Below are 21,247 nucleotides of genomic sequence, written 5' to 3' on the forward strand. Positions count from 1 at the left end.
GTCATGAAACTAATTGGACGTTTATCAGTAGGTCATAAAATCGCAATTCCATTGTTGGCGATTGTTTTATTATTTAGTACGATTTCAATTCTAAATGTAATTAAGTTGAATCAACAGGAAGGCATTAACTATAAACTTGTTGATCTTGTTCAACCAGTTAATGAAAGTTTGGAAGATGCTTATCGAGATCTTTATCAAGTCACAGCAGCAGCACAAGGACTAATGCTATCGACAACTGTGGCTGATATTGAGCACCATACTTTTGAATTTAAAGATAATGCATATAAAGCACTCCCTCGAATGAAGAAAGTTCAAGAGCTTTATGAAGCCAATATTTTACCTTCTCATACCCAGTTTGAATTAACTACCTTGATTAAAGCGGCTGAAAAGTGGATACAGTTATACGAACCTCTATTCTCTGACCCGAATAATTCACAAGAATATTATCAAAAAAATAGCGATCAATTAGATGAGCAATTTAAGACGATGCGTAAGCAGTTAAAGTCAATTAGCCGTCTTATTGTAGCAGAACAGGTTAAGCTTAGGGAGCAGAGCTACGAAGGGGTTCAATCCGTAAAATTAATTTCAGAAATTGGTGCCGCGGGTGCTGTTATTCTTGCTTTGCTAGCCATTTGGTCATTAGGTAATGGAATTGTAAGACCGATTAAATCACTTGAGAAAGCCATGTCAGAGGTTGCCTCTGGTGATGCTGACTTAACGCAGCGAATTGCCGTATCATCTGAAGATGAAATAGGTAAGTTGGCACAAGCGTTTAACCAATTTGTATCAAGAATTCACGGTACAGTATCGAATGTGATTGTCTCATCTAATGCGGTTCGCTCTGAAATGGACAATATTCAAGAAATAACACGAAACATTGCTGAATTTTCTACCAGCCAGCAACAAGAGAGTGAAGTTGTTGCAGCGGCTGTCCATGAGATGCAGGTAACCAGTGATACGGTTAATGAAAATGCGAATGAGGCAGCACAAGCAAGTCTTGGAGCAACAACTGAATCTGAAACGACAGAGGCAATTTTACAACAAACGGTAGTTTCAATTCAGAGCTTAGCTGATGAGATTTCACAAGCAGGGGATGTCATTCAAACGCTGGACAGCGATGTATCTAATATTGCATCTATTCTTGATGTGATTAAAGGGATTGCAGAGCAAACGAATTTATTAGCATTGAATGCAGCGATTGAAGCGGCTCGTGCTGGAGAGCAAGGACGTGGCTTTGCCGTTGTTGCTGATGAGGTTAGGGCGCTAGCGAGTAAGACTCAAGACAGTACTGGCGAGATTCAGAAAATGATTGAACGCCTGCAGTCAGGAGCGAAAGAAGCGGTTGTTGCTATGGAATCTAGCACAAAGAGTGGTGAAAATACCATTAAGTTAGCAAACCAAGCTTCACAGTCATTACAACAAATTACGAATGCAATTGTTACTATGAATGATTTGAATACGCAAATAGCAACAGCAGCAAATCAGCAAAGTCATGTTAGCCATGATGTAAACGTAAATGTTCAACGCATTGCGGATAATAGTTCACAAATGGTTACCATGGTGAGCAACTCAGGTAATGCGTGCGAATCACTTTCTGAGCAGTGTCAACAGTTGGATAATTTGGTATCTCAATTTAAAGTGTAATAAATTCAATAGATTCAATAAATTGAAAACAAGTAGCCTACCATTAACGGTAGGCTATTTTTTTATTTTTTAGTAATAACGACAACGGTTCCTTTGGAGGAGTTATAAGAGATTTTAATTTGTGACTCTTCAGGGTTACTGCTATTAAAACCGTACAAGCGATTTATGTAATAACATGAATCTTGAAAACTTTGCCCTTCACTGCGATAACGAACTGAAAGAAAATCGGTTTCATCCTTCTGGCGATGAGAAACTGTTGGTGGATCGATCAAAAGAGCATTCCATAAATCATTGCAGCCTTGTTTGCCCTTACCAATATTTTTAGGTTGGGCCATAACTCGATTCTTTTTGATACCAAGAGGAAAGCCCAATGTATTTACATCTAAGTCCTCACTTGCAAACCCTTCAAGATCCGTTTGTGCAATTAAATCCCCGCTAGTTATCCAGCGATATTGCGTAAAAATAACAGATTGTTCAAAGTTAGCGGCAATTCCCTCTGCTTGAGATACGTAGGCATTATAGGAGTAGTTAAGAAATTTAGGTACGGCAACAATCGCTAGAATAGCAATAAGAACAATACCCACTATTAATTCAATAAGCGTAAAACCAATAACCTTCTTTTTCATATAAACCTCCGTGTTTTATGACATACAAAAGAAGTATAGGTATTATTTTGTTTTTAATACAAAAGAGGCAAAGCGTTCCTTTGTTTCTTTATCTGCTTTTTCATACCAATAATGCAGCATTTGTTCTGCTGTATTTTCGCCTTGTTCATTTTTAATTTCTTTATGAGTTACTGTCACCATGCCTTCTTTAAAGGCTGCTGGCGCATCAGTGGAATTAAATTGAGCTAATTCAAATTGAATATTGCGACCCACTTGAACACCATGATGTATTAATTGCGCCTGAGTAAATGGGACGGTTTCGCCATTTTGGTCAATTAAATTCCAATTCAGTTCAGTATTAAAGGCTTCGGCTTTCTCTGGAGAATTATACGTAGGGAATTTAAAGGCTAACTCTTTATCTGAAGCTGAAAATTTAGAGACGATAATATCACTAGATACAATAATGTTGTCTTTACCTTGCTTAAATACAGGGTTATATCGGAATGCAATTTGATGCTCGCCATTCTCTAACTCAAGGGTTGATGTGGTTGAGAAAAAAGAGCTCTTAAGCTCAACTTCTTGGTTATCAACTAATAATAGTTCAACGTTGTCTGGCACCGTTAATTGAATGGCAGCGTTTGCTGAAATGGATGAAAGAAGACAGAAACTAGCAGCAAAAAGAGAATGAATTTTCATTGAGTACACCTCATCATAATAATTTTAACCAAGTGTACTTAGATTATGAAGATAAGGAAATGGTTATAAAAGAGAATGTAGAAAACAAAAAAGCCCCTAACTAGAGGGGCAAGAGTTTCCATCGCTTTGTTATTATTCTTTGAATCAATTAACCAAAGTCACCGTTTACATAACCTTGTGTGCGGTCATCTTTTGGTTTTGAGAAAATAATTTGAGTGTCATCGTGCTCAACCAATTCACCCATTAGGAAGAAAGCCGTTTTATCTGAGATGCGGCGTGCTTGCTGCATTGAGTGAGTCACAATAACAATGGTGTAATCTTTCTTTAGGGTTTCCATTAGCTCTTCAATTTTATGCGTTGCTATTGGATCAAGTGCTGATGTTGGCTCATCCATTAAAATAATGTCTGGTTGCATTGCAATCGTTCGTGCAATACATAGGCGTTGTTGTTGACCACCAGATAATCCAAAAGCATGTGATTTTAGGCGATCTTTCACTTCATCCCACAATGCTGCACTGCGTAATGATTTCTCTACTACAGCATCTAACTCTTTCTTATCTTTAACGCCTTGTGCTTTTAAGCCGTAAGCGACGTTTTCATAAATGCTCATTGGGAATGGGTTCGCTTTTTGGAAAACCATTCCAACCTTGATGCGTAGGTCAGCAACATCAATGTTACCGTAAATATCGTTACCATCTAGACTGACAAGACCTGTGATTTTTACGCCTTCAATCAAATCATTCATGCGGTTTAAACAACGTAAAAGGGTTGATTTACCACAGCCAGAAGGACCAATAAGTGCCGTTACTTGCTTTGCAGGGATTGGCAAATTGATGTTTTTAAGCGCTTGGTTTTGTCCGTAAAAAAGGTCTAGGTTTTCAATATTAAATTTATTCATTGTATTTTCCTTATCAGCCGCAACTTATTGTCGTGCCACTGATTTAATTTATTTTAGTAAGATGCTTTATTGATTTTTCGAGCCAATAGCTTGGTTAGCATATTAATGATAAGAACAAGAACGATAAGTACGGTTGCCGTTCCATATGCTTGGTTCCACTCGTCGATAGTAAATAATTCTGTCGTTAGCTTATAAAGGTGAACGGTTAGAGTACGACCTGAATCCAGTAATGAATCAGGAATACGAGCCACCATACCAGCCGTTAAAAATACAGGCGCCGATTCACCGATAACACGACCAATACTCAAAATAACGGAAGTTAAAATACCTGGCATTGCACTTGGTAAGATTAAGCGCCAAATCGTATAAATTTTTGATGCGCCAAGTCCGTATGAACCTTCACGAAATGTTTGAGGCACAGCCATTAATGCTTCTTCTGTTGTACGAATTATTACTGGCAGTATCAAAATACTCAGTGTTAGAGCGCCAGATAGGATAGAGAATCCAAGACCTAGAATACCCACAAAGAAAGTCATACCAAATAAACCAAAGATAATCGATGGAATACCCGCTAACGATTCAGTACAAAAGCGAATCACTTTAACCAGTTTACTGCCTACCTTTGCATATTCGGTTAGGTAAATTGCCGTCATGATCCCAAGCGGGGCAGCAACAGCAATAGAAGCAAGCACCATGTATAAGGTTGCGACTATCATAGGGAAGATACCGTGTTCTTCGCCTGTTCGTGTGTAGTTATCGGTAATGAATGACCAACTTACGTGTTGCATGCCATTCGAAAGGATGTACCAGATAATCCAAAATAGGAAACCTACGGTAATTGCAGCAGATAACCAAATGAATCCTGAAGCAATCTGGTCTTTAATTTGACGCTGTTTCTTTAATTTATTCATGATCTTATTTCGCCGTTTCACGGTTTAAGTAAAGAAGAATGCCATTAAGAGACATGATAAATACAAGCAATACCACACCGGTTGCGTATAGGGCGTTGGCGTGAATGCCACTTGCGTATGACATTTCAATTGCGATATTTGCGGTTAATGTTCGAGCTGAATCTAAAATTCCTTCCGGCATTGCTGGGGCGTTACCCATTACCATGATGATTGCCATGGTTTCTCCTAATGCACGAGCAATACCAAGAATTACGCCTGTCATGATACCTGAACGAGCAGCAGGAAGAAGGATACGAAAAATAGTAAATATTTTAGAAGCGCCAAGTGCCAGTGAACCTTCTCGGTATGTTGACGGAACCGCACGGATGGATGTTTCAGATACCGTAATTACCGTTGGAAGGATCATCACACCAAGAACAATAATACCAGCAAGAATAGTGTTACCTGCAGGGACTTGGAATATGTCTTGAATTAATGGAACAATAATAACAAGGCCAAAGAAGCCATAAACAACTGATGGGATACCCGCGAGAAGTTCAACGGCTGGACGAATAATATCAGCGACTCGTTTAGGTGCAATTTCAGCAATAAAAATAGCGGTAAGAATACCAACGGGAACCCCAACTAATACCGCGCCAAAAGTAGACACAACTGAGGCAACGATCATGGTGAATACACCATACAGTGCAGGTGGCAACCAATCTTGGCCTAATACAATACCACTCACACCAGCTTGCTGAAATGCAGGGATACTTTCTTTAATGATGAAATAAGCGATAGTCGCTAGTGAAACAATACCAATAACAGCACAACTTAAAAATAAGCCGTGGAAAATGCGTTCTCTCCAATCTACTCGTTTCTTTTCTCGTAATGGACTGTTAGATGGTTTTACTTGATTTTCTGTATTTTGATTATTCATTGCGATGGTCATAATAAATACTCACATGTCGAAAAATTCGAAATGGAAAAATGCCCAACCTTCGCAGGTCAGGCAATAGGGTAGAAATTAGTTAACTGAGATGTAGCCTTTCTTTTCAACAAGGTTTTGAGCGGTTTCAGCTGTCATCCAATCAAGGAATTTTTGTGCTTCAGCTGATGGTTGGCCTTCTTTGTATAGAACAAGGAATGGACGTGATACTTTGTATGTCCCGTTTTTGATATCTGCAATACTTGGCTCTACATTATCAATTGCTAGTGCGTGTACTGAGCTATCAACAGTACCTAAAGAGATGTAACCAATTGCGTATGGGTTACTTGCTACCATTGTTTTTAGAGCACCGTTGCCGTTAGCAACTTGAGCTCGTTGTGAAATCGCTGATACTTTCATGCCTGATACTTTTTTCTTCAGGCTCATGATGTCTTCAAATGCACCACGAGTACCAGATGCAGTATCACGAGTAATTACAACAACAGGTTTGTCTGCGCCGCCTACTTCCTTCCAGTTTTTCACTTCACCTTTGTAGATAGCCGTTACTTGCTCTGATGTTAACCCTTTAAGTTTGTTACTTGGGTTTACTACAACAGCGATACCATCATGAGCGACAATCAGCTCTTTAAGTGCTGGTTCTTTTTCTGATGATTTTAGATTACGTGAAGACATACCTAAATCAGCAGACCCATTTTTTGCTGCTTTTACACCAGCAGAGGAGCCTGGACCTTGAACTTCGATAAATACGTTTGAATGGTCTTTCATGTAAGTTTCAGAAAACACTTCCATAAGAGGAGTGACACTGCTTGAACCTACTGCAGAAATGGTTTCCTTTGCTAAAGTTGGTGCTGCTACTACTGAACTAATAATTGCTAGTGCGCCGATTACTGACTTTTTCATTTTCATTTCCTTTGTCTGGCATTCATGCCGTAATTAAGTTGACGAGGTCACTTTAGGAAAATTATGTGACAGTTATATTTCAGTTTTCTTAAATGTGTATTACATGAGAAGAAAGGTTAACTCTGATTCTTACCATTTCGAGGGGGAAGGTTTATATTTGTGTTTGTTTTTATTGGGGATTTTATGGATATTGAAAATAAAAAAGGCGGTAACCTTTTATGGTTTCACCGCCTTTAAATAAATAATTAAATGTGTTTTTAATGACTGCAAACAGAGCAATTAGTCATTTTAGCCAACTTCATTTCTCGCCAATTCATCGATAGGGCATCAAGAATTAGCAGTTTACTGATTAAAGGTTGACCGTAATTGGCTAATACTTTTATCGCTTCTAGGGCTTGGACTGAGCCAATAATTCCAACAACAGGAGACATTACCCCCGCTTCTACACAAGTTAATGCTTGTTGGCCAAATAAGCTGCTTAAACATTGGTAGCAAGGCTCATCATCTTGATAAGTATAAACACTGACTTGACCTTCCATACGAATTGCAGCACCAGAAACTAATGGTGTTTTAGATTCAAAACATAATCGGTTTAATTGGTTACGTGTATCGACATTATCGGTGCCATCAAGGACAAGATCATGAGAGGCAATTAATGAGCGTAACTCGTCATCAGATAGACGCTTATCTACAGTGTTGATGTGGCAGTTTGGGTTAATTCGATTTAACGCCATTTTAGCAGATACAACTTTCTTTTCACCAATGGTCTCATCGCAATGTAATACCTGACGCTGAAGATTTGAAAGCTCTACGGTATCATCATCAACCAGAGTCAAATTTCCAATACCCGCTGCCGCTAAATATTGGCTGGATGCGCAACCAAGGCCACCGGCACCAATCATAAGTATAGAGCTTGTTTTTAATGCTTCTTGGCCATCAAAATCAAAATTACGTAAGATGATTTGACGGTTATAACGAAGCATTTCATTATCAGTTAATTCACTCATGAATAAGCTCTTAGTATAGTGATGCGTTGAAAAGTTCGATGTTAACTGTTTCACCCGCTTCAACACGGCCACGCTCACGTTCTAATACAACGAAGCAATTGGCAACACTCATTGAACTGAAGGCACCAGAACCTTGATTACCCGTCGTCGATACCTCAAATTGGCCTTGTTCATTAATAGAATAAATGCCACGTTGATAGTCAGTACGGCCAGGGTGTTTTTTAAATGCAGATGTTGCTTTTGCAGGGATTGATTTTGGTGCTTCCCATTTTGTATGGCCCGCAAGTTTTGCAAGCATTGGCTGTACAAGTACATACATGGTTAACATTGCTGATACTGGGTTTCCAGGTAAACCACAGAAGTAAGCGTTAGGTAACTGGCCAAACGCAAAAGGTTTGCCAGGTTTAATCGCCAATTTCCAAAAACCGATCTGACCTAATTCATCCAAAATATCTTTAGTATAATCCGCTTCGCCAACACTTACGCCGCCAGAAGTAACAACAACATCGGCTTCTTTGTCAGCTTTTAAGAATACTTCTTTTAGTGTTTCTGGGCAGTCTGGGATAATGCCAAGATCGATCGCTTCGCAACCAAAACGTTCAATTAATACTTTAATACCGTAGCGATTACTGTCGTAGATTTGACCATCTTCTAATGGCTGACCAAGGGGCTTAAGCTCGTCACCTGTTGAGAAGAAAGCGACTTTTGGCTTATTTACTACGGGAATATCATTAATACCTAATGATGCAATTAACGGAATGTCGCGTGGCGTTAAACGATGACCTTTAGCAAGGACAGTTTGACCTTGAGATACATCGTCGCCAATCGGACGAATGTTCGCCTGTGGTTTTACATCTGCAAGATTAAGTTCAAAGGTAATGCCGGCATCTGATTCTGCTGTTAATTCTTGCATAATCACCGCATCACAGCCTTCAGGGATTTTAGCTCCTGTCATAATGCGAATGGTAGTTTGTGTTTGCCATTCACCTTCAAATGGCACACCAGCAAAAGATTTACCAGCGACAGGTAAGGTTAAAGATTGCTCTAAATCTGCAATACGTACCGCATAACCGTCCATTGCCGAGTTAGCAAATGGGGGAACATTAATAGGAGAACGAATATCTTCAGCTAATACAAAGCCAATGGCGTCAGCAAGCGCTAAAGAATGGGTCTTTGATACTGGAGAAACTTGAGATAATAAGGTTTCTAAAGCGGTTTCTACTGGAATTAAACCTTGAGTTGCGCAGCAATCCATTAGGGTACTCTCTACATTAATCGTAATAATGATTGAACATTACCATATTTTGACCTTTAACATCTAATAGACCTAATAAAATCAGGGTGTATTTATTTGACAGAGCAGGTATCCTTAGCGAAGTTCAATTGATTATGGAATTTTGGAGTATACGATGTCATCACTTAGTGAATCAGCCGTATTAGTGCGTGATGCCCTTGTTGCACGTGGTCTTGAGACGCCAATGAAAGAAAATGGTGTTAGTCGAGAAGAAAAAAAAGAGCGCATAGAAGAGCATATGCGTGAAATTCTAACGCTATTAAGCCTTGATCTTAGTGATGATAGCTTAGAGGAGACACCACACCGTATTGCAAAGATGTATGTGGATGAAATTTTCTCTGGTTTAGATTATGCAAATTTTCCGAAAATCACAGTGATTGAAAATAAAATGAATTGTGATGAAATGGTGCGTGTTAACGATATTACGTTAACCAGTACTTGTGAGCATCATCTAGTGACTATTGATGGTAAGGCTACAGTGGCTTATATCCCGCGAGGAAAGATCATCGGATTATCTAAAATTAACCGCATTGTTCGATTTTTTGCGCAGCGTCCACAAGTACAAGAGCGCATGACTCAACAAATTTTAGTGGCTCTGCAAACCTTATTAGGTTGTGATGATGTAGCGATCACAATGGAAGCGACGCATTATTGTGTTAAGTCTCGTGGCGTTATGGATGCAACAAGCAGCACAACAACGACTGCGCTTGGTGGGATTTTTAAGAGAAACCCAGCAACAAGGCATGAATTTTTAAGCGGTATCCGCTAGATATTACGACAGCATAGACAGTAAAAAGCCCGTAACTTAGTCGATAAGTTACGGGCTTTTTTAATATGTATTTAAAGCAGCGGACTGAACATTGAGAAGAATCGTTCAGTAAAGCGATGAGGTAAGTTACGCTGTTGCCATATTGCGAGTTCTATCGGGGTAGATTGTTCTAGATAACCGTCTAATACCCATGATAATTGTTTGGTAAATTCAGGATCATCAACGATCAAACTGACTTCAAAATTTAGCCAAAAGCTACGCATATCTAAATTTACGGTACCAATAATACAATAGCTATCATCAATCACTACTGATTTGGTATGTAGCAAGCCACCATTAAACTCATAAATATGAACGCCTGCTTTTAATAGCGTTTCAAAAAATGATTTAGATGCCCAACTGACCATTAAAGAGTCATTTTTCTTTGGTAAAATAAGCTTTACCTCCACGCCACGATGAGCCGTAGTTCGTAACGTATGCAGCAATATTTCACTAGGTACAAAATAAGGCGTAGTAATAGTGATTGATTTTCTTGCTTGATTAATCGCGGTAATCAATACTTGTTGAATAATATCGTCAGGCATCCCTGGGCCTGATGGAACAACTTGTGTCGTATGGTTGAATGGGTCAATCGATATTGGACATTCAGGCAGTGCAGGCAATTCTCTGATCCCTGTCTCCACTTCCCAATCCCATGCATGAATCGTATTTAAAACAGCAACATTAGGGCCAGTAATGCGGATCATGACGTCAACCCATTGCCCAACTCCTGAATTTTGCTTGAAGTATTGTGGGTCAACGAGATTCATTGAACCTGTGTAAGCAACCTGATTATCGATAACCACAATTTTACGGTGTAGGCGCAGATCCAGTCGACGAAAGAACATACGAAATGGACTTACACTTAACGCTTCTACTATGTTAACACCTGAATCTTTAAGCAGCTTTGGCCAATGACTTTTGAAAAAATCGATACTGCCTGCCGAATCTAAAAGTACGTTGACGGTCACTCCACGTTTAGCTGCTTTAATTAATGCACTCGCAACACTATCTGCCAAGCCACCATGGTGCCAAATATAAAATTCCATATTGATTTCATGTTCAGCTTTTTCAATATCTCGAACAATAGCGGTGAGGATCTCTGATGGTGTATTAAGTAAAGATAAAGTGTCCCCACTGAGTGCAGGTATGCCCACACGATTTGAGCAGAGATTATGTATTGACGAAATTCGATGAGAGATTGATTGTGGTTGGTGGTGCTGACAATGGTGGACTTGTGCGAACCACTCCTCATAAGGCGTAAACATGGCCTTTGCACGCTCTCCCCTTGTTCGTCCTAAGTTTAGCTCACCGATCAGAAAGTAGGCGATAACGCCAAGAACAGGAATGATATATATGATCATTAGCCACGCAAGTGAGACACCAACAGGTCTTGGTTTGAAAACCACCCGTATTGTTACACCAGCTACTAATAACCAATATAAGATGAAACCGATAAGAGTAAGCGCTTGATAAAATTTATCCATTAACCTTGATCGCAAGAGTGGTAAGTGAATCTATATTAAATCAGGAGTCGAAGGAAATAAGTAGGGTATAAGGAAAATATTTACAAAATAAAGCGTATTGATGATTTTGTAAACACTTAAGTTAAAAAAGAGGGCTGTACGTTAAAAAATATGATTGCTGGGGTTTCAATTTTATTCTCAAACTGTTTTACTTGCAAATATTGAGCGTTATTCAACATTTTTTAGAGTGTACATAATTTTATACACCATTTTGATGCTCATATATAAACACAGTGCATACACAACAATATAGAATATTTGGAGAATTTGTGGCTATGAGTAATACCACTAAGCCCCGTGATACCTGGGGTTCAAAATTAGGATTTGTAATGGCTGCAGCAGGTTCTGCTGTTGGTCTAGGTAATATTTGGAAATTTCCATATACAGCGGGTGAGAATGGTGGTGGTGCATTTGTTGCTATTTATCTATTCTTTGTGATTTTTATTGGTTTTAGCGTAATGCTAACCGAGTTTGCTATCGGCCGTCGTACTCAAAAATCGGCAGTTGGTGCATTTAAGTCGACGGATCGTCGTTGGACGTTCGCTGGTGTGATTGGTGTCGTGAGTGGTCTGTTGATCATGGGCTTTTACCCAGTTGTTGGTGGTTGGGCAATTGCTTATATCGGTAAAGTAGGGACAGGTCTTTTAGATGCTCCTGAGGCGATTGGAGATAGTTTCGGTGGATTCATTTCTGATCCGGTTCAACCGTTAATGTGGATGGGCGCATATTTACTTCTAAACATCGTTATCGTAATGAAGGGTATTTCAGGCGGTATTGAAAAAGCGGGTAAGGTATTAATGCCGTTACTTTTCATTATCCTGATTATTGTTTCTGTTAAGGGACTCATGCTTCCAGGAGCGATGGCGGGTCTTGAATTCTTGTTCAGTCCTGACTTTTCTAAAATTGATAGTAACGTTATTCTTGCTGCGCTTGGTCAAGCATTCTTCTCATTATCTCTTGGTATGGGTTGTATGATGACATATGGCTCTTATCTGAAGAAGAAAGAAAACCTAGTTCAAACAACAGCAATGGTTACAGCAATGGATACGGGTGTGGCGATCCTTGCTGGTGTAGCAATGTTCCCTGCAATGTTTGCGTTTGGTATGGCCCCAACAGCAGGCCCTGGTCTTGTATTTGTAGTTGTACCTCAGCTGTTTGCTGAAATGGGTGGCGTTATTGGCCTTCTACTTGCTCTGATGTTCTTCATTGGTTTAAGTGTAGCTGCATTAACATCTTCTGTTTCACTACTAGAAGTTGTAGTTTCTTACTTAATTGATGAGAAAGGCTTATCACGAGTTAAAGCGGTTATTACAGCAAGTTCAGTGATGGCAATTCTATGTATCTTTGCTTCACTATCTTTAGGCGGTGTTGGACCAACATTGTTTGATACTGGTGCGTTCGATATCTTCGATCTTCTTACAGATAAGATCTTCTTAGCGGTTGGCGGTATGTTGGTATGTATCTTTGCCGGTTGGAGATTGACGCGTGAAGATTTAGAAAATGAAGTGACAAACGGCGGCGAAGTGAAGTTCCCACTGTTCGGCTTATGGTACGCTTTAGTTAAGTACGTTATCCCTGTTGCAATCGCAATCGTTGCATTCATGGGTATTTCATCTGGTTTTGATAGTGGTAAAGGCCCTATCATGCTGCTAGGTGTAGCTATTATTGCTGGCTCAGCGTTAATCTCGAAGAAGTTTTAATCTGAAATAACCAGTAATACCAATCTACATAAGTATGTGATCATTCTTGCTTGTTAAAATCGATTATATCTGCGTTATAAATTTTGTAATTAGATCCACTAGTTACTGCAATTTATGCCTTGCTCTAATCGATTTTTCCTACGCAATTATCTGAACAACGACTTATCCAGAATGGTATAAAGAAATAAATAGAAACGAGAGCCTGATGGTTCTCGTTTTTTTATACCTAACTAAATATAGGGATATTAATCAGTAGTAGATGATTGTAACTCTTACTTTATTTATACAAACATAAAAAAGCCTGATAAATAATCAGGCTTTAATTTTACTATGCATGTTCAATTAGGTTATTCAACGTCACCATCAATGTAATACCACTTTCCACCTTCCTTTAAAAAACGAGAGTGTTCTTTCAATTGATGCAGTTGACCATCTTCTGAATAGGTTGCTTTAAATGAAACAAAACCTTCATTATCAATTTGGTCAGATAGGTGTGCAGAGATTACTTTTAACTTGCGCCAATCGAGTTGGATTGAATCTTCAATACCTTCTCTAAACTCTTCGGCGTTACAAGTTGGGTGATAAGTATCAATAATATATTGAGTAAGTTTCTTTACATGAGCACTGTAGCGTGAACGCATCAATAGCTCTGGTGTTATTGCTAAAGCATGGTTGTTGTGAATAGGCTCACAGCACACTGAATAATTTTTTTTAGTACCACACGGGCAATGATTCGATTTAGACATTGATAATATTTGCTCTTTAATTTTCCATGTCATCTACCCATTCGGCAGATTCTTTGTAGCAGTTTGTAAATTCTTCTTCAGTAATCTTCAAGGTGGCACAGCATTTTGAAACGACGCTCCAATTCGCTTTCTCATAACTTTCAATGGCTAAAATGAGCATACCAAGTGCCCCTTTACGTTCAGTAAGAGCGAGTTTTATCTCTGTCGAAATAGGTAAGTGCTGAATTAAGCTATTTAAAGGTTGGTCTAATAATGGCTCTAATAATGAAAATAAGCCGACTAAGAATGCTTGGCTTGGTTCAAGTTTAATGTTTGTTTTGGTTACGATCAGCTCACACAATTTCGCTCTATGAATCGACAATGTGTACAGTGATTGCGGTTTATGTTGCGTGGCATGAGCAACGGCAACTAAAGAGATAAATTGACGTAACTTAGTTTCACCTAAATAGACAAGAGCCTGCTTAAAAGAGGTGATTGGTTTATCAATGACTGAAGAGGCATTAACAAAACGCAGTAATTTATAAGATAATGAGACATCTTGAACTAAGTATTTTTCAACGGCATTAAAGTCAACAATAGGTGCTGAGATTTCTTTATATAGCTGCATTATTGACAATTGATTTGGTTGAATCGCTCGCTGTTGCAACATTTCAGGTTTACTAAAAAAATAGCCTTGAAAATAAGTAAAACCTGCTGCTTTTGCTTGTTCGAATTCTTCGTAAGTTTCTACTTTTTCCGCTAAAAATGTGATGTTATATTTTTCACAATGACGGATAAATAATTTTGCTTTTAAAATAGGGATTGCTCGAATATCAAACTTGATGATATCGATGTAAGGCAAAAAAGGCGTCCATAGTGGGTTTGGCTCAAAATCATCTAGAGCGAGTTTATAGCCACGTTCAGATAATGTTTTAATGGCATCTAGTAGCTCTTGATTTGGAATGCAATCTTCGAGGATTTCAACCACTAAATTATTGGCGCTGAATAGAGTAGGTACCAAATTAATTAAGCTTTGGTGAGGAAAATTTACAAATCCAAGTTTGTTATTTGTTGCATTACACTGAGAGCTTAGAAAGTGGTCTGACAGTAATCGGCTCGTTGCTGCTTCTGCTTCAACTGCAGGAAAGGTGTTTTTTGGACCATCACGGAACAATAATTCATAACCAATCGTATTTTTTTTCAAGTCTAGGATCGGTTGACGAGCAACATATGAGTACATAACAACTATTCTCTACAGCGTGTTGGATCGAAACTTGTTTCATCATAGTCTTTTTACGGTAAAAAGACTATAAATCTCCTTATTGGATAGATAAGGAGCGGTAATTAATGTGATTTATTTAAAACTTTTATTCTGAAGTGTATATTTATTGTTCTTAAATTCAAGAATAGATCCTTGAGTGTACCAATCACCAAGCACAATACGCGTCATCTCTTCTGAGTTGTGATTAAAAGTATGCACATTGGGACGATGTGTATGCCCGTGGATCAGCCTTTTAACGCCTTCTTGTCGCATTACTCTTTCTACTTCACTTTGAGTAACGTCCATAATCGTGAGTTTTTTGTGCTGTTTCTTTTCTTTGATTTTATCTTGCACATTTTTCACAATACGCTGGCGAATAAACAGAGGAATACGGTTAAATACCCATTGTAACCATGGCTGATGGACTTTAGCGCGGAACTCTTGATATTTGATATCATCAATACATAAAGTATCACCGTGCATGATAAGTACTTTTTCGTTATTGATATTAATCACCGTGTGATCGGCTAGGAGTTGAACTCCAGTTTCTTTACAAAAGCGTTTATTTAATAAAAAGTCACGATTACCCTGAATGAAGTAACACTTAACACCATGTTGGGTTAATGCTTTAAATGCTTCTTTAATTACTACATTAAAGGGAGAGTTATCATCATCACCGATCCAAAACTCAAACAAATCACCTAACACATACAGTTTCTCTGCATGGATAGCCTCTGTATTCATAAAGTCTAAAAAACAATCAGTAATATCAGGGCGAAGAGGCGAGAGGTGAAGATCAGAAATAAATAAAATAGTCATAGAATGCTTTTTGTTGGAGTGATGAAGATGCTAGCCCTTAAGGAATAAGAGCCAGCATAAACAGAATTATTCTGTAATTGTAGTACCAGTAATGAATACTTCTTCAACTGGAACATCTTGGTGTACGTAACCGTAGTTACCAGTAGCAACACCTTTGATCTTGTTTACTACGTCCATGCCTTCAACTACTTCAGCGAATACACAGTAACCCCAACCATCCATAGACTCAGATTTAAAATCTAGGAATTTATTGTCGTTTACGTTGATGAAGAATTGAGAACTTGCTGAATGCGGTTCCATAGTACGAGCCATTGCTAATGTACCTACTTTATTGCTTAGGCCATTATTTGCTTCATTTTTGATCGTAGCACGACCTGTTTTCTCTTCAAGACCAGAAGTCATGCCGCCGCCTTGAACCATAAAGCCATCAATTACACGGTGGAAAAGTGTATTGTCGTAAAAACCATCTTGACAGTATTGTAGGAAGTTAGCACAAGTTGCAGGTGCTTTATCTTCATGAAGCTTAACTGTGATGTCACCAAATGATGTGTGAAGGATGATCATGAAATTACCTTTGTAATTGTATTTAAATAGAATTTGATTTTACCTAAGATTAACGAGGATCTACAGGGAATTTTCTTGCTATCATTACTTAATATAGGTTTAATAGCCTTTATATATCCTTTAAACAAATAATGAGTAAAAAAAGAGCATGTTGAAAATATATAACTCAATTACACGTCAAAAAGAAGAATTTAAACCAATTACCGAAGGTAAAGTCGGTATGTATGTGTGTGGGGTTACCATTTACGACTTGTGCCACATTGGTCACGGCCGTACGTTTGTCTCTTTTGATGTGATTTCTCGTTATTTACGTTTCTTAGGTTACGACCTTACTTTTGTGCGTAATATTACCGATATTGATGACAAGATCATTAAGCGTGCTGCTGAGAATGGTGAAACATGTGATGCACTTACTGAGCGTTTAATTGCCGATATGCACGCTGATTTTGATGCGTTAAATATGAAACGTCCAGATGTTGAACCAAGAGCGACTGAATACATTTCAGAAATTATTGAATTGGTTGATCGTCTAATTGAACGCGGCTTTGCTTATGTTGCATCAAATGGTGATGTAATGTTTGAAGTGAAAAAATACGATGAATATGGTCGCCTTTCTCGCCAAGATCTTGAACAGCTTCAAGCGGGCTCTCGTGTAACCATTGAAGAAGCAAGCGTTAAACGCAGTGGTATGGATTTCGTTTTATGGAAAATGTCTAAGCCGGGTGAACCTACATGGGAATCACCTTGGGGACCTGGTCGTCCTGGCTGGCATATTGAATGTTCAGCGATGAACTCTTCTATTCTGGGTAATCATTTTGATATTCATGGTGGTGGATCTGATTTAATGTTCCCACACCACGAAAATGAAATTGCGCAATCATGCTGTGCTCATGACTCTAAGTATGTAAATACATGGATGCACAGTGGCATGGTTATGGTTGATCGTGAGAAGATGTCTAAATCATTAGGTAACTTCTTTACTATCCGTGATGTGTTAGCACACTACGATTCAGAGACGGTTCGTTATTTCTTAATGTCTGGTCACTACCGTAGCCAATTAAACTACAGTGAAGATAACTTGAACCAAGCTCGTGCGTCATTAGAGCGTTTATATACGTCATTACGTGGTCTTGATTTAACGGTAACTCCTGCTGGTGGCGAAGAGTTTGTTACCCGTTTTTCTACGGCAATGAATGATGACTTTAATACGCCTGAAGCTTATTCGGTATTATTCGAAATGGCTCGTGAAGTAAACCGCCTGAAGACTGAAAATGTAGAAGCCGCTTCTAAATTGGGTGCGTTAATGCGCGAACTTGCTGATGTGTTAGGTTTGTTATCACAAGAGCCAGAAGCTTTCTTACAAGGTAATAATGGCAGTGATGATGAAGTCGCTGAAATTGAAGCGTTAATTAAAGCACGTAATGACGCTCGTGCCGCAAAAGATTGGGCAGCTGCTGATGCGGCTCGTGATGCAATTGCTGCACTAAATATTGTACTTGAAGATGGCCCTGAAGGGACGACATGGCGTCGTAAGTAATCTTAACTAATTTTATTAAAGGGGCTGGTTTTCCAGCCTTTTTTATTGCCAATTTTATAAATTTTTAAACTTTAATAGAGGACACATTTGTGGCTCAAATGTACTTTTATTACTCAGCAATGAATGCGGGTAAATCAACGACACTTCTTCAATCGTCTTTTAATTATCAAGAACGAGGTATGAATCCTGCTATTTTTACCGCAGCGATTGATGACCGTTACGGTGTGGGTAAAGTAAGCTCTCGTATTGGTCTAGATGCTGATGCGCATTTATTTAATACTGATATGAATTTATTTGAAGCAATTAAAACGCTTCATGAAAAAGAGAAGCTTCATTGTGTCTTAATCGATGAATGCCAATTCTTAACGAAAGAGCAGGTTTATCAATTGACTGAAGTGGTTGATAAATTAGATATTCCAGCATTGTGTTATGGTTTAAGAACGGACTTTTTAGGTGAGTTGTTTGAAGGCAGTAAATACTTATTGTCTTGGGCAGATAAATTAGTCGAGTTAAAAACGATTTGCCATTGTGGGCGTAAAGCGAATATGGTTATTCGTACTGATGAGCATGGGGTTGCTATTGCTGATGGCGATCAGGTTGCTATTGGTGGTAATGAATTGTATGTATCAGTTTGCCGTTTGCATTATAAAGAAGCGCTAGGTAAGTAAAGTTTACTTAAGTAATTCTATTGTTTTGAAAAGAAAGACCAAGCTCAGATGAATGAACTTGGTCTTTTTATTATTTATAAGGTTAATGTCGAAGGTTAGTTACAAGTAGAAATACCGACTTCTTTCCATACTCCCCACTCACCAGATTTTGATGGTTCATCACCTTTTGTCCACCATTTCGCTTCCCATACTTTACCTGCTTGTGATACTTGATCACCACCAGTATAAACGGCTGAAGCATCCCATGCGTTGTCACAAGTTAATGGTGGGTCACCAGCATCTTTCAGAACAGTCACGGTAACATTTGAAGTATCTGATGCTTGACCATCATTAACTGTTACAGAGAAGGTGAAAGGCGTATCTACAGTATAAGAGCCTGCTGTAAAGGTTACTTGAGAACCAACAACAGTAGCATCAATACCAGTAGGGATTACCCATGAATAGGTTAATGGATCATTGTCTGCGTCAGTTGATGTTGATGCGTCAAGAGTAACAACATCGCCTTTGTTTACCGATGTTGGAGCAACGATAACAGCTACAGGCGCGGTATTTACCGGTCCTGTACCTTCAACTGTTACTGAGACTGCTACTGAATCAGATGCCGCTGCACCTTTATCATCTGTAACGGTTAACGTGAACTGAAGTGTTTCAGATTGAGCAAAGGTATCAGTAGCAAAGCTTGGGTTAACTGAATCTGCCCCAGTTAATGTCACTTTTGGTCCAGAAGTTTGTGTCCATGCATAAGAAACGATAGAACCGTCACTGTCAGATGATAATGAACCATCAAGTTGTACAGATGCAGGTGCAGTCACTGAAAGATCTACGCCGGCTTTAGCTATAGGTTTTTTGTTTGCAGGAGGCGTAACCGTTCCGTCGCCAGCAAGACCTTCTTGCATCGCATTTAGAATGTCACCATTATCTGCATCGATTTCCCATGCAAATAAACCACCTAAGCCAAGTGAACGAACGTATTCACCTTTAGCGAGTACAGATTGTTTATTATCATAAGTGATTAAGTCACCATTGCTTGGATCATAAGCGTAAGCGGCTTGAGCAATATCATCATAACCCACTTCAACGCCTGCTTTATTTACGTAATTAGTCACCACATCTTTGTAATCAATTACGCCAGCTTCCCATGAGCCTGCAACTTTACCGTTACCAACCCCTGTCATTGGATTTGTCGGATCGGTCATGCTATCACGTGTAACACCAGTCCAACCACGTGCATACATAGCAGCACCTACAACCAGCTTCTTAGCATCAACACCTTGAGCAAGTAATAAGTCAATCGCATTAGTGATTGTATAAGCAGGTCCTTTACGAGGTTCGCCTTTATCATCAAGACCTGTACCATCACATTCGCCTTGAGACATATGTGTTCCACAGTTTAGTGCTGTTTGGTGACCAACAACATTATTCCAACCGCCGAAGAAATCGTATGTCATTGCAAAAATGTAATCCATATATTGCGATGCAGCAGCATAGTCAACATCTTCAATTTTGTCATAACCAGCACCGATTGCTGAAGTTAACTCATAGGTTTTTCCTGTTTCGGCACTTAATTCATCAAGCATTGCTCTTAGTTCTTGCATTAAAGCAACATAAGCAGGGCCGTCATTAACAGGGTCACCACCGGTTGCACTTGCACCGTCACCACCAGGGAATTCCCAATCAATATCTACACCATCATAAAACTTCCATGTTTTAAGGAACTGTTTAACTGACGCGACAAAAATATCTCGCTTGGATTTATCAACAAAGTCGTAGAAAGGGTCTGATAAAGTCCAACCGCCGATTGATGGAACAATTTTAAGATCTGGATAGCGTTGTTTCAGTGCCATCATTTGACCATAAGTCCCTTTATAAGGCGTACTAAAAGAATGGCCAGATTGAGGTTGTGGCATTTGAACTGCAGCCCATGGGTCATGAATAACGACTTCATAATCAGGCGTCCCAGCACAAGCGCGGTTTAATGCTGCTAGACTATTACCATTTTCAATTTCACCTAAAGAAGGGTTAGGGCCACAGATAGGAACAAACCCATAAAGAATATGCGTTAGATTCTGTGCTGGAATTTGGTCAACGGCAAATTTACGACCATAAACACCCCATTCAACAAAATAAGCTCCAGAAACCATTCCATCAGGTGTGGTGTAATTTCCATTGGCAGGATCGACATTCATTGGTAGCGGGTCTAAATGGCTACCATCAGTATCGGCAACAACAATTGCTTTGGCTGCACTGGTGCTACATTCTTCTGTTGCACCTGAACCATTACAAAGTTCTACCGTCATTTCGTATTGGCCACCTTGACGAACTTGTAGAACCGTAGAGGCTTTTTGTGAAGCAGTAGGAGAAATCACTTCTTCATGAACAACAACGCCATTTAATAACACGCGCCATTTTTCTGCAGATTCACCAGACCAACGATCCCAAGTAACAGGGACTTCAGCAAAGTCTTTTACTGTGACAAGATTTTTATATGATGTTGCGGCTTGATCAACTTCAATAATGGCAAAATCGGTTTCCATCCAAGAGATAATCGCTTGGCCTGGTGCTGCAGCATAGGTAGGCATTGATAGAGCAAGAGCGACAGCTCCAGAACAAAGCCCAAGTTTTTTCTTTAACATAAATAACATCCTTGATAATGAATCCAAAAACGGATTACCGCAAAATATTCGCAGTGCTATTTATAATTATTCATATTTTATAAACTTCCAGTTGGTTGTAGCTGTTTGGCAGCAGCCTAAAAG

At 39.1% G+C, this 21,247-nt stretch carries 19 protein-coding genes; 5 read left to right on the plus strand and 14 right to left on the minus strand.

What is annotated here, in order from left to right:
• Positions 1–3: 3 nt before the first annotated feature.
• Positions 4–1,644, plus strand: a complete 1,641-nt coding sequence (locus PVK63_RS07985) for a methyl-accepting chemotaxis protein (protein WP_130086150.1) — start codon at positions 4–6, stop codon at positions 1,642–1,644.
• A gap of 62 nt (positions 1,645–1,706) precedes the next feature.
• On the opposite strand, the gene PVK63_RS07990 is transcribed toward PVK63_RS07985, so the two are convergent.
• The 8 genes from PVK63_RS07990 to moeA all read right to left on the minus strand — a co-directional run bounded on the left by PVK63_RS07990 (position 1,707) and on the right by moeA (position 8,844).
• Entirely contained in the window at positions 1,707–2,270 is a 564-nt protein-coding gene (locus tag PVK63_RS07990; protein WP_130086151.1) for a pilin, read from the minus strand.
• 42 nt (positions 2,271–2,312) lie between these two features.
• Positions 2,313–2,945, minus strand: coding sequence for a YccT family protein (locus PVK63_RS07995; protein WP_130086152.1), 633 nt, complete (start codon positions 2,943–2,945; stop codon positions 2,313–2,315).
• A gap of 148 nt (positions 2,946–3,093) precedes the next feature.
• Positions 3,094–3,843, minus strand: coding sequence for a phosphate ABC transporter ATP-binding protein PstB (pstB, locus tag PVK63_RS08000; RefSeq protein ID WP_130046075.1), 750 nt, complete (start codon positions 3,841–3,843; stop codon positions 3,094–3,096).
• Positions 3,844–3,896: 53 nt separating this feature from the next.
• Positions 3,897–4,754, minus strand: coding sequence for a phosphate ABC transporter permease PstA (pstA, locus tag PVK63_RS08005; RefSeq protein ID WP_130086153.1), 858 nt, complete (start codon positions 4,752–4,754; stop codon positions 3,897–3,899).
• Between the two features lie 4 nt (positions 4,755–4,758).
• Positions 4,759–5,685 carry a phosphate ABC transporter permease subunit PstC gene (gene pstC / locus PVK63_RS08010; RefSeq protein WP_130046077.1) on the minus strand — a complete coding sequence of 309 codons (927 nt, stop codon included), beginning with the start codon at positions 5,683–5,685 and terminating at the stop codon, positions 4,759–4,761.
• A 75-nt stretch (positions 5,686–5,760) separates the two neighbouring features.
• A complete protein-coding gene (locus PVK63_RS08015) occupies positions 5,761–6,582 on the minus strand; it encodes a phosphate ABC transporter substrate-binding protein (RefSeq protein WP_130046078.1) in 822 nt (273 codons plus the stop codon).
• A gap of 257 nt (positions 6,583–6,839) precedes the next feature.
• On the minus strand, positions 6,840–7,589 hold the full coding sequence (gene moeB / locus PVK63_RS08020; protein ID WP_130086154.1) for a molybdopterin-synthase adenylyltransferase MoeB: 750 nt from the start codon (positions 7,587–7,589) through the stop codon (positions 6,840–6,842).
• A 10-nt stretch (positions 7,590–7,599) separates the two neighbouring features.
• Positions 7,600–8,844, minus strand: coding sequence for a molybdopterin molybdotransferase MoeA (gene moeA / locus PVK63_RS08025; RefSeq protein WP_130086155.1), 1,245 nt, complete (start codon positions 8,842–8,844; stop codon positions 7,600–7,602).
• 154 nt (positions 8,845–8,998) lie between these two features.
• Here moeA and folE point away from each other — a divergent pair, with 154 nt between their 5' ends.
• Positions 8,999–9,652: a GTP cyclohydrolase I FolE gene (gene folE, locus PVK63_RS08030; RefSeq protein ID WP_130086156.1), complete on the plus strand. Its 654-nt coding sequence runs from the start codon at positions 8,999–9,001 to the stop codon at positions 9,650–9,652.
• Between the two features lie 71 nt (positions 9,653–9,723).
• Here the strand turns inward: folE and cls are convergent, their stop codons facing one another.
• The gene (gene cls / locus PVK63_RS08035; protein ID WP_130047435.1) at positions 9,724–11,178 is read right to left on the minus strand and encodes a cardiolipin synthase; all 1,455 of its coding nucleotides are present in this window, start codon (positions 11,176–11,178) and stop codon (positions 9,724–9,726) included.
• 308 nt (positions 11,179–11,486) lie between these two features.
• Here cls and PVK63_RS08040 point away from each other — a divergent pair, with 308 nt between their 5' ends.
• Positions 11,487–12,917 (plus strand): sodium-dependent transporter, encoded by a 1,431-nt coding sequence (locus PVK63_RS08040; RefSeq protein ID WP_165367179.1) that lies wholly within the window; start codon positions 11,487–11,489, stop codon positions 12,915–12,917.
• Between the two features lie 347 nt (positions 12,918–13,264).
• On the opposite strand, the gene PVK63_RS08045 is transcribed toward PVK63_RS08040, so the two are convergent.
• From PVK63_RS08045 to PVK63_RS08060, 4 genes are all read right to left on the minus strand, one after another.
• Positions 13,265–13,696 (minus strand): YchJ family protein, encoded by a 432-nt coding sequence (locus PVK63_RS08045; protein WP_242511036.1) that lies wholly within the window; start codon positions 13,694–13,696, stop codon positions 13,265–13,267.
• Positions 13,680–14,882 (minus strand): EAL and HDOD domain-containing protein, encoded by a 1,203-nt coding sequence (locus tag PVK63_RS08050; protein ID WP_130086157.1) that lies wholly within the window; start codon positions 14,880–14,882, stop codon positions 13,680–13,682. The genes PVK63_RS08045 and PVK63_RS08050 overlap by 17 nt, the downstream gene beginning before the upstream one ends.
• Positions 14,883–14,996: 114 nt before the next feature.
• Entirely contained in the window at positions 14,997–15,722 is a 726-nt protein-coding gene (gene lpxH, locus PVK63_RS08055) for a UDP-2,3-diacylglucosamine diphosphatase (RefSeq protein ID WP_130086158.1), read from the minus strand.
• Between the two features lie 66 nt (positions 15,723–15,788).
• Positions 15,789–16,286 carry a peptidylprolyl isomerase gene (locus PVK63_RS08060; protein ID WP_130047438.1) on the minus strand — a complete coding sequence of 166 codons (498 nt, stop codon included), beginning with the start codon at positions 16,284–16,286 and terminating at the stop codon, positions 15,789–15,791.
• Between the two features lie 148 nt (positions 16,287–16,434).
• On the opposite strand from PVK63_RS08060, the gene cysS reads away from it, so the two are divergent.
• Both cysS and PVK63_RS08070 read left to right on the plus strand, forming a co-directional pair.
• The gene (gene cysS, locus PVK63_RS08065; protein ID WP_130047439.1) at positions 16,435–17,823 is read left to right on the plus strand and encodes a cysteine--tRNA ligase; all 1,389 of its coding nucleotides are present in this window, start codon (positions 16,435–16,437) and stop codon (positions 17,821–17,823) included.
• 89 nt (positions 17,824–17,912) lie between these two features.
• Positions 17,913–18,491 carry a thymidine kinase gene (locus PVK63_RS08070; protein ID WP_122033096.1) on the plus strand — a complete coding sequence of 193 codons (579 nt, stop codon included), beginning with the start codon at positions 17,913–17,915 and terminating at the stop codon, positions 18,489–18,491.
• A gap of 95 nt (positions 18,492–18,586) precedes the next feature.
• On the opposite strand, the gene PVK63_RS08075 is transcribed toward PVK63_RS08070, so the two are convergent.
• Entirely contained in the window at positions 18,587–21,124 is a 2,538-nt protein-coding gene (locus PVK63_RS08075; RefSeq protein ID WP_130086159.1) for a glycosyl hydrolase family 18 protein, read from the minus strand.
• Positions 21,125–21,247 lie beyond the last annotated feature (123 nt).

Source organism: Aliivibrio sp. S2TY2, from assembly GCF_028765525.1.
Lineage (GTDB): Bacteria > Pseudomonadota > Gammaproteobacteria > Enterobacterales > Vibrionaceae > Aliivibrio > Aliivibrio finisterrensis_A.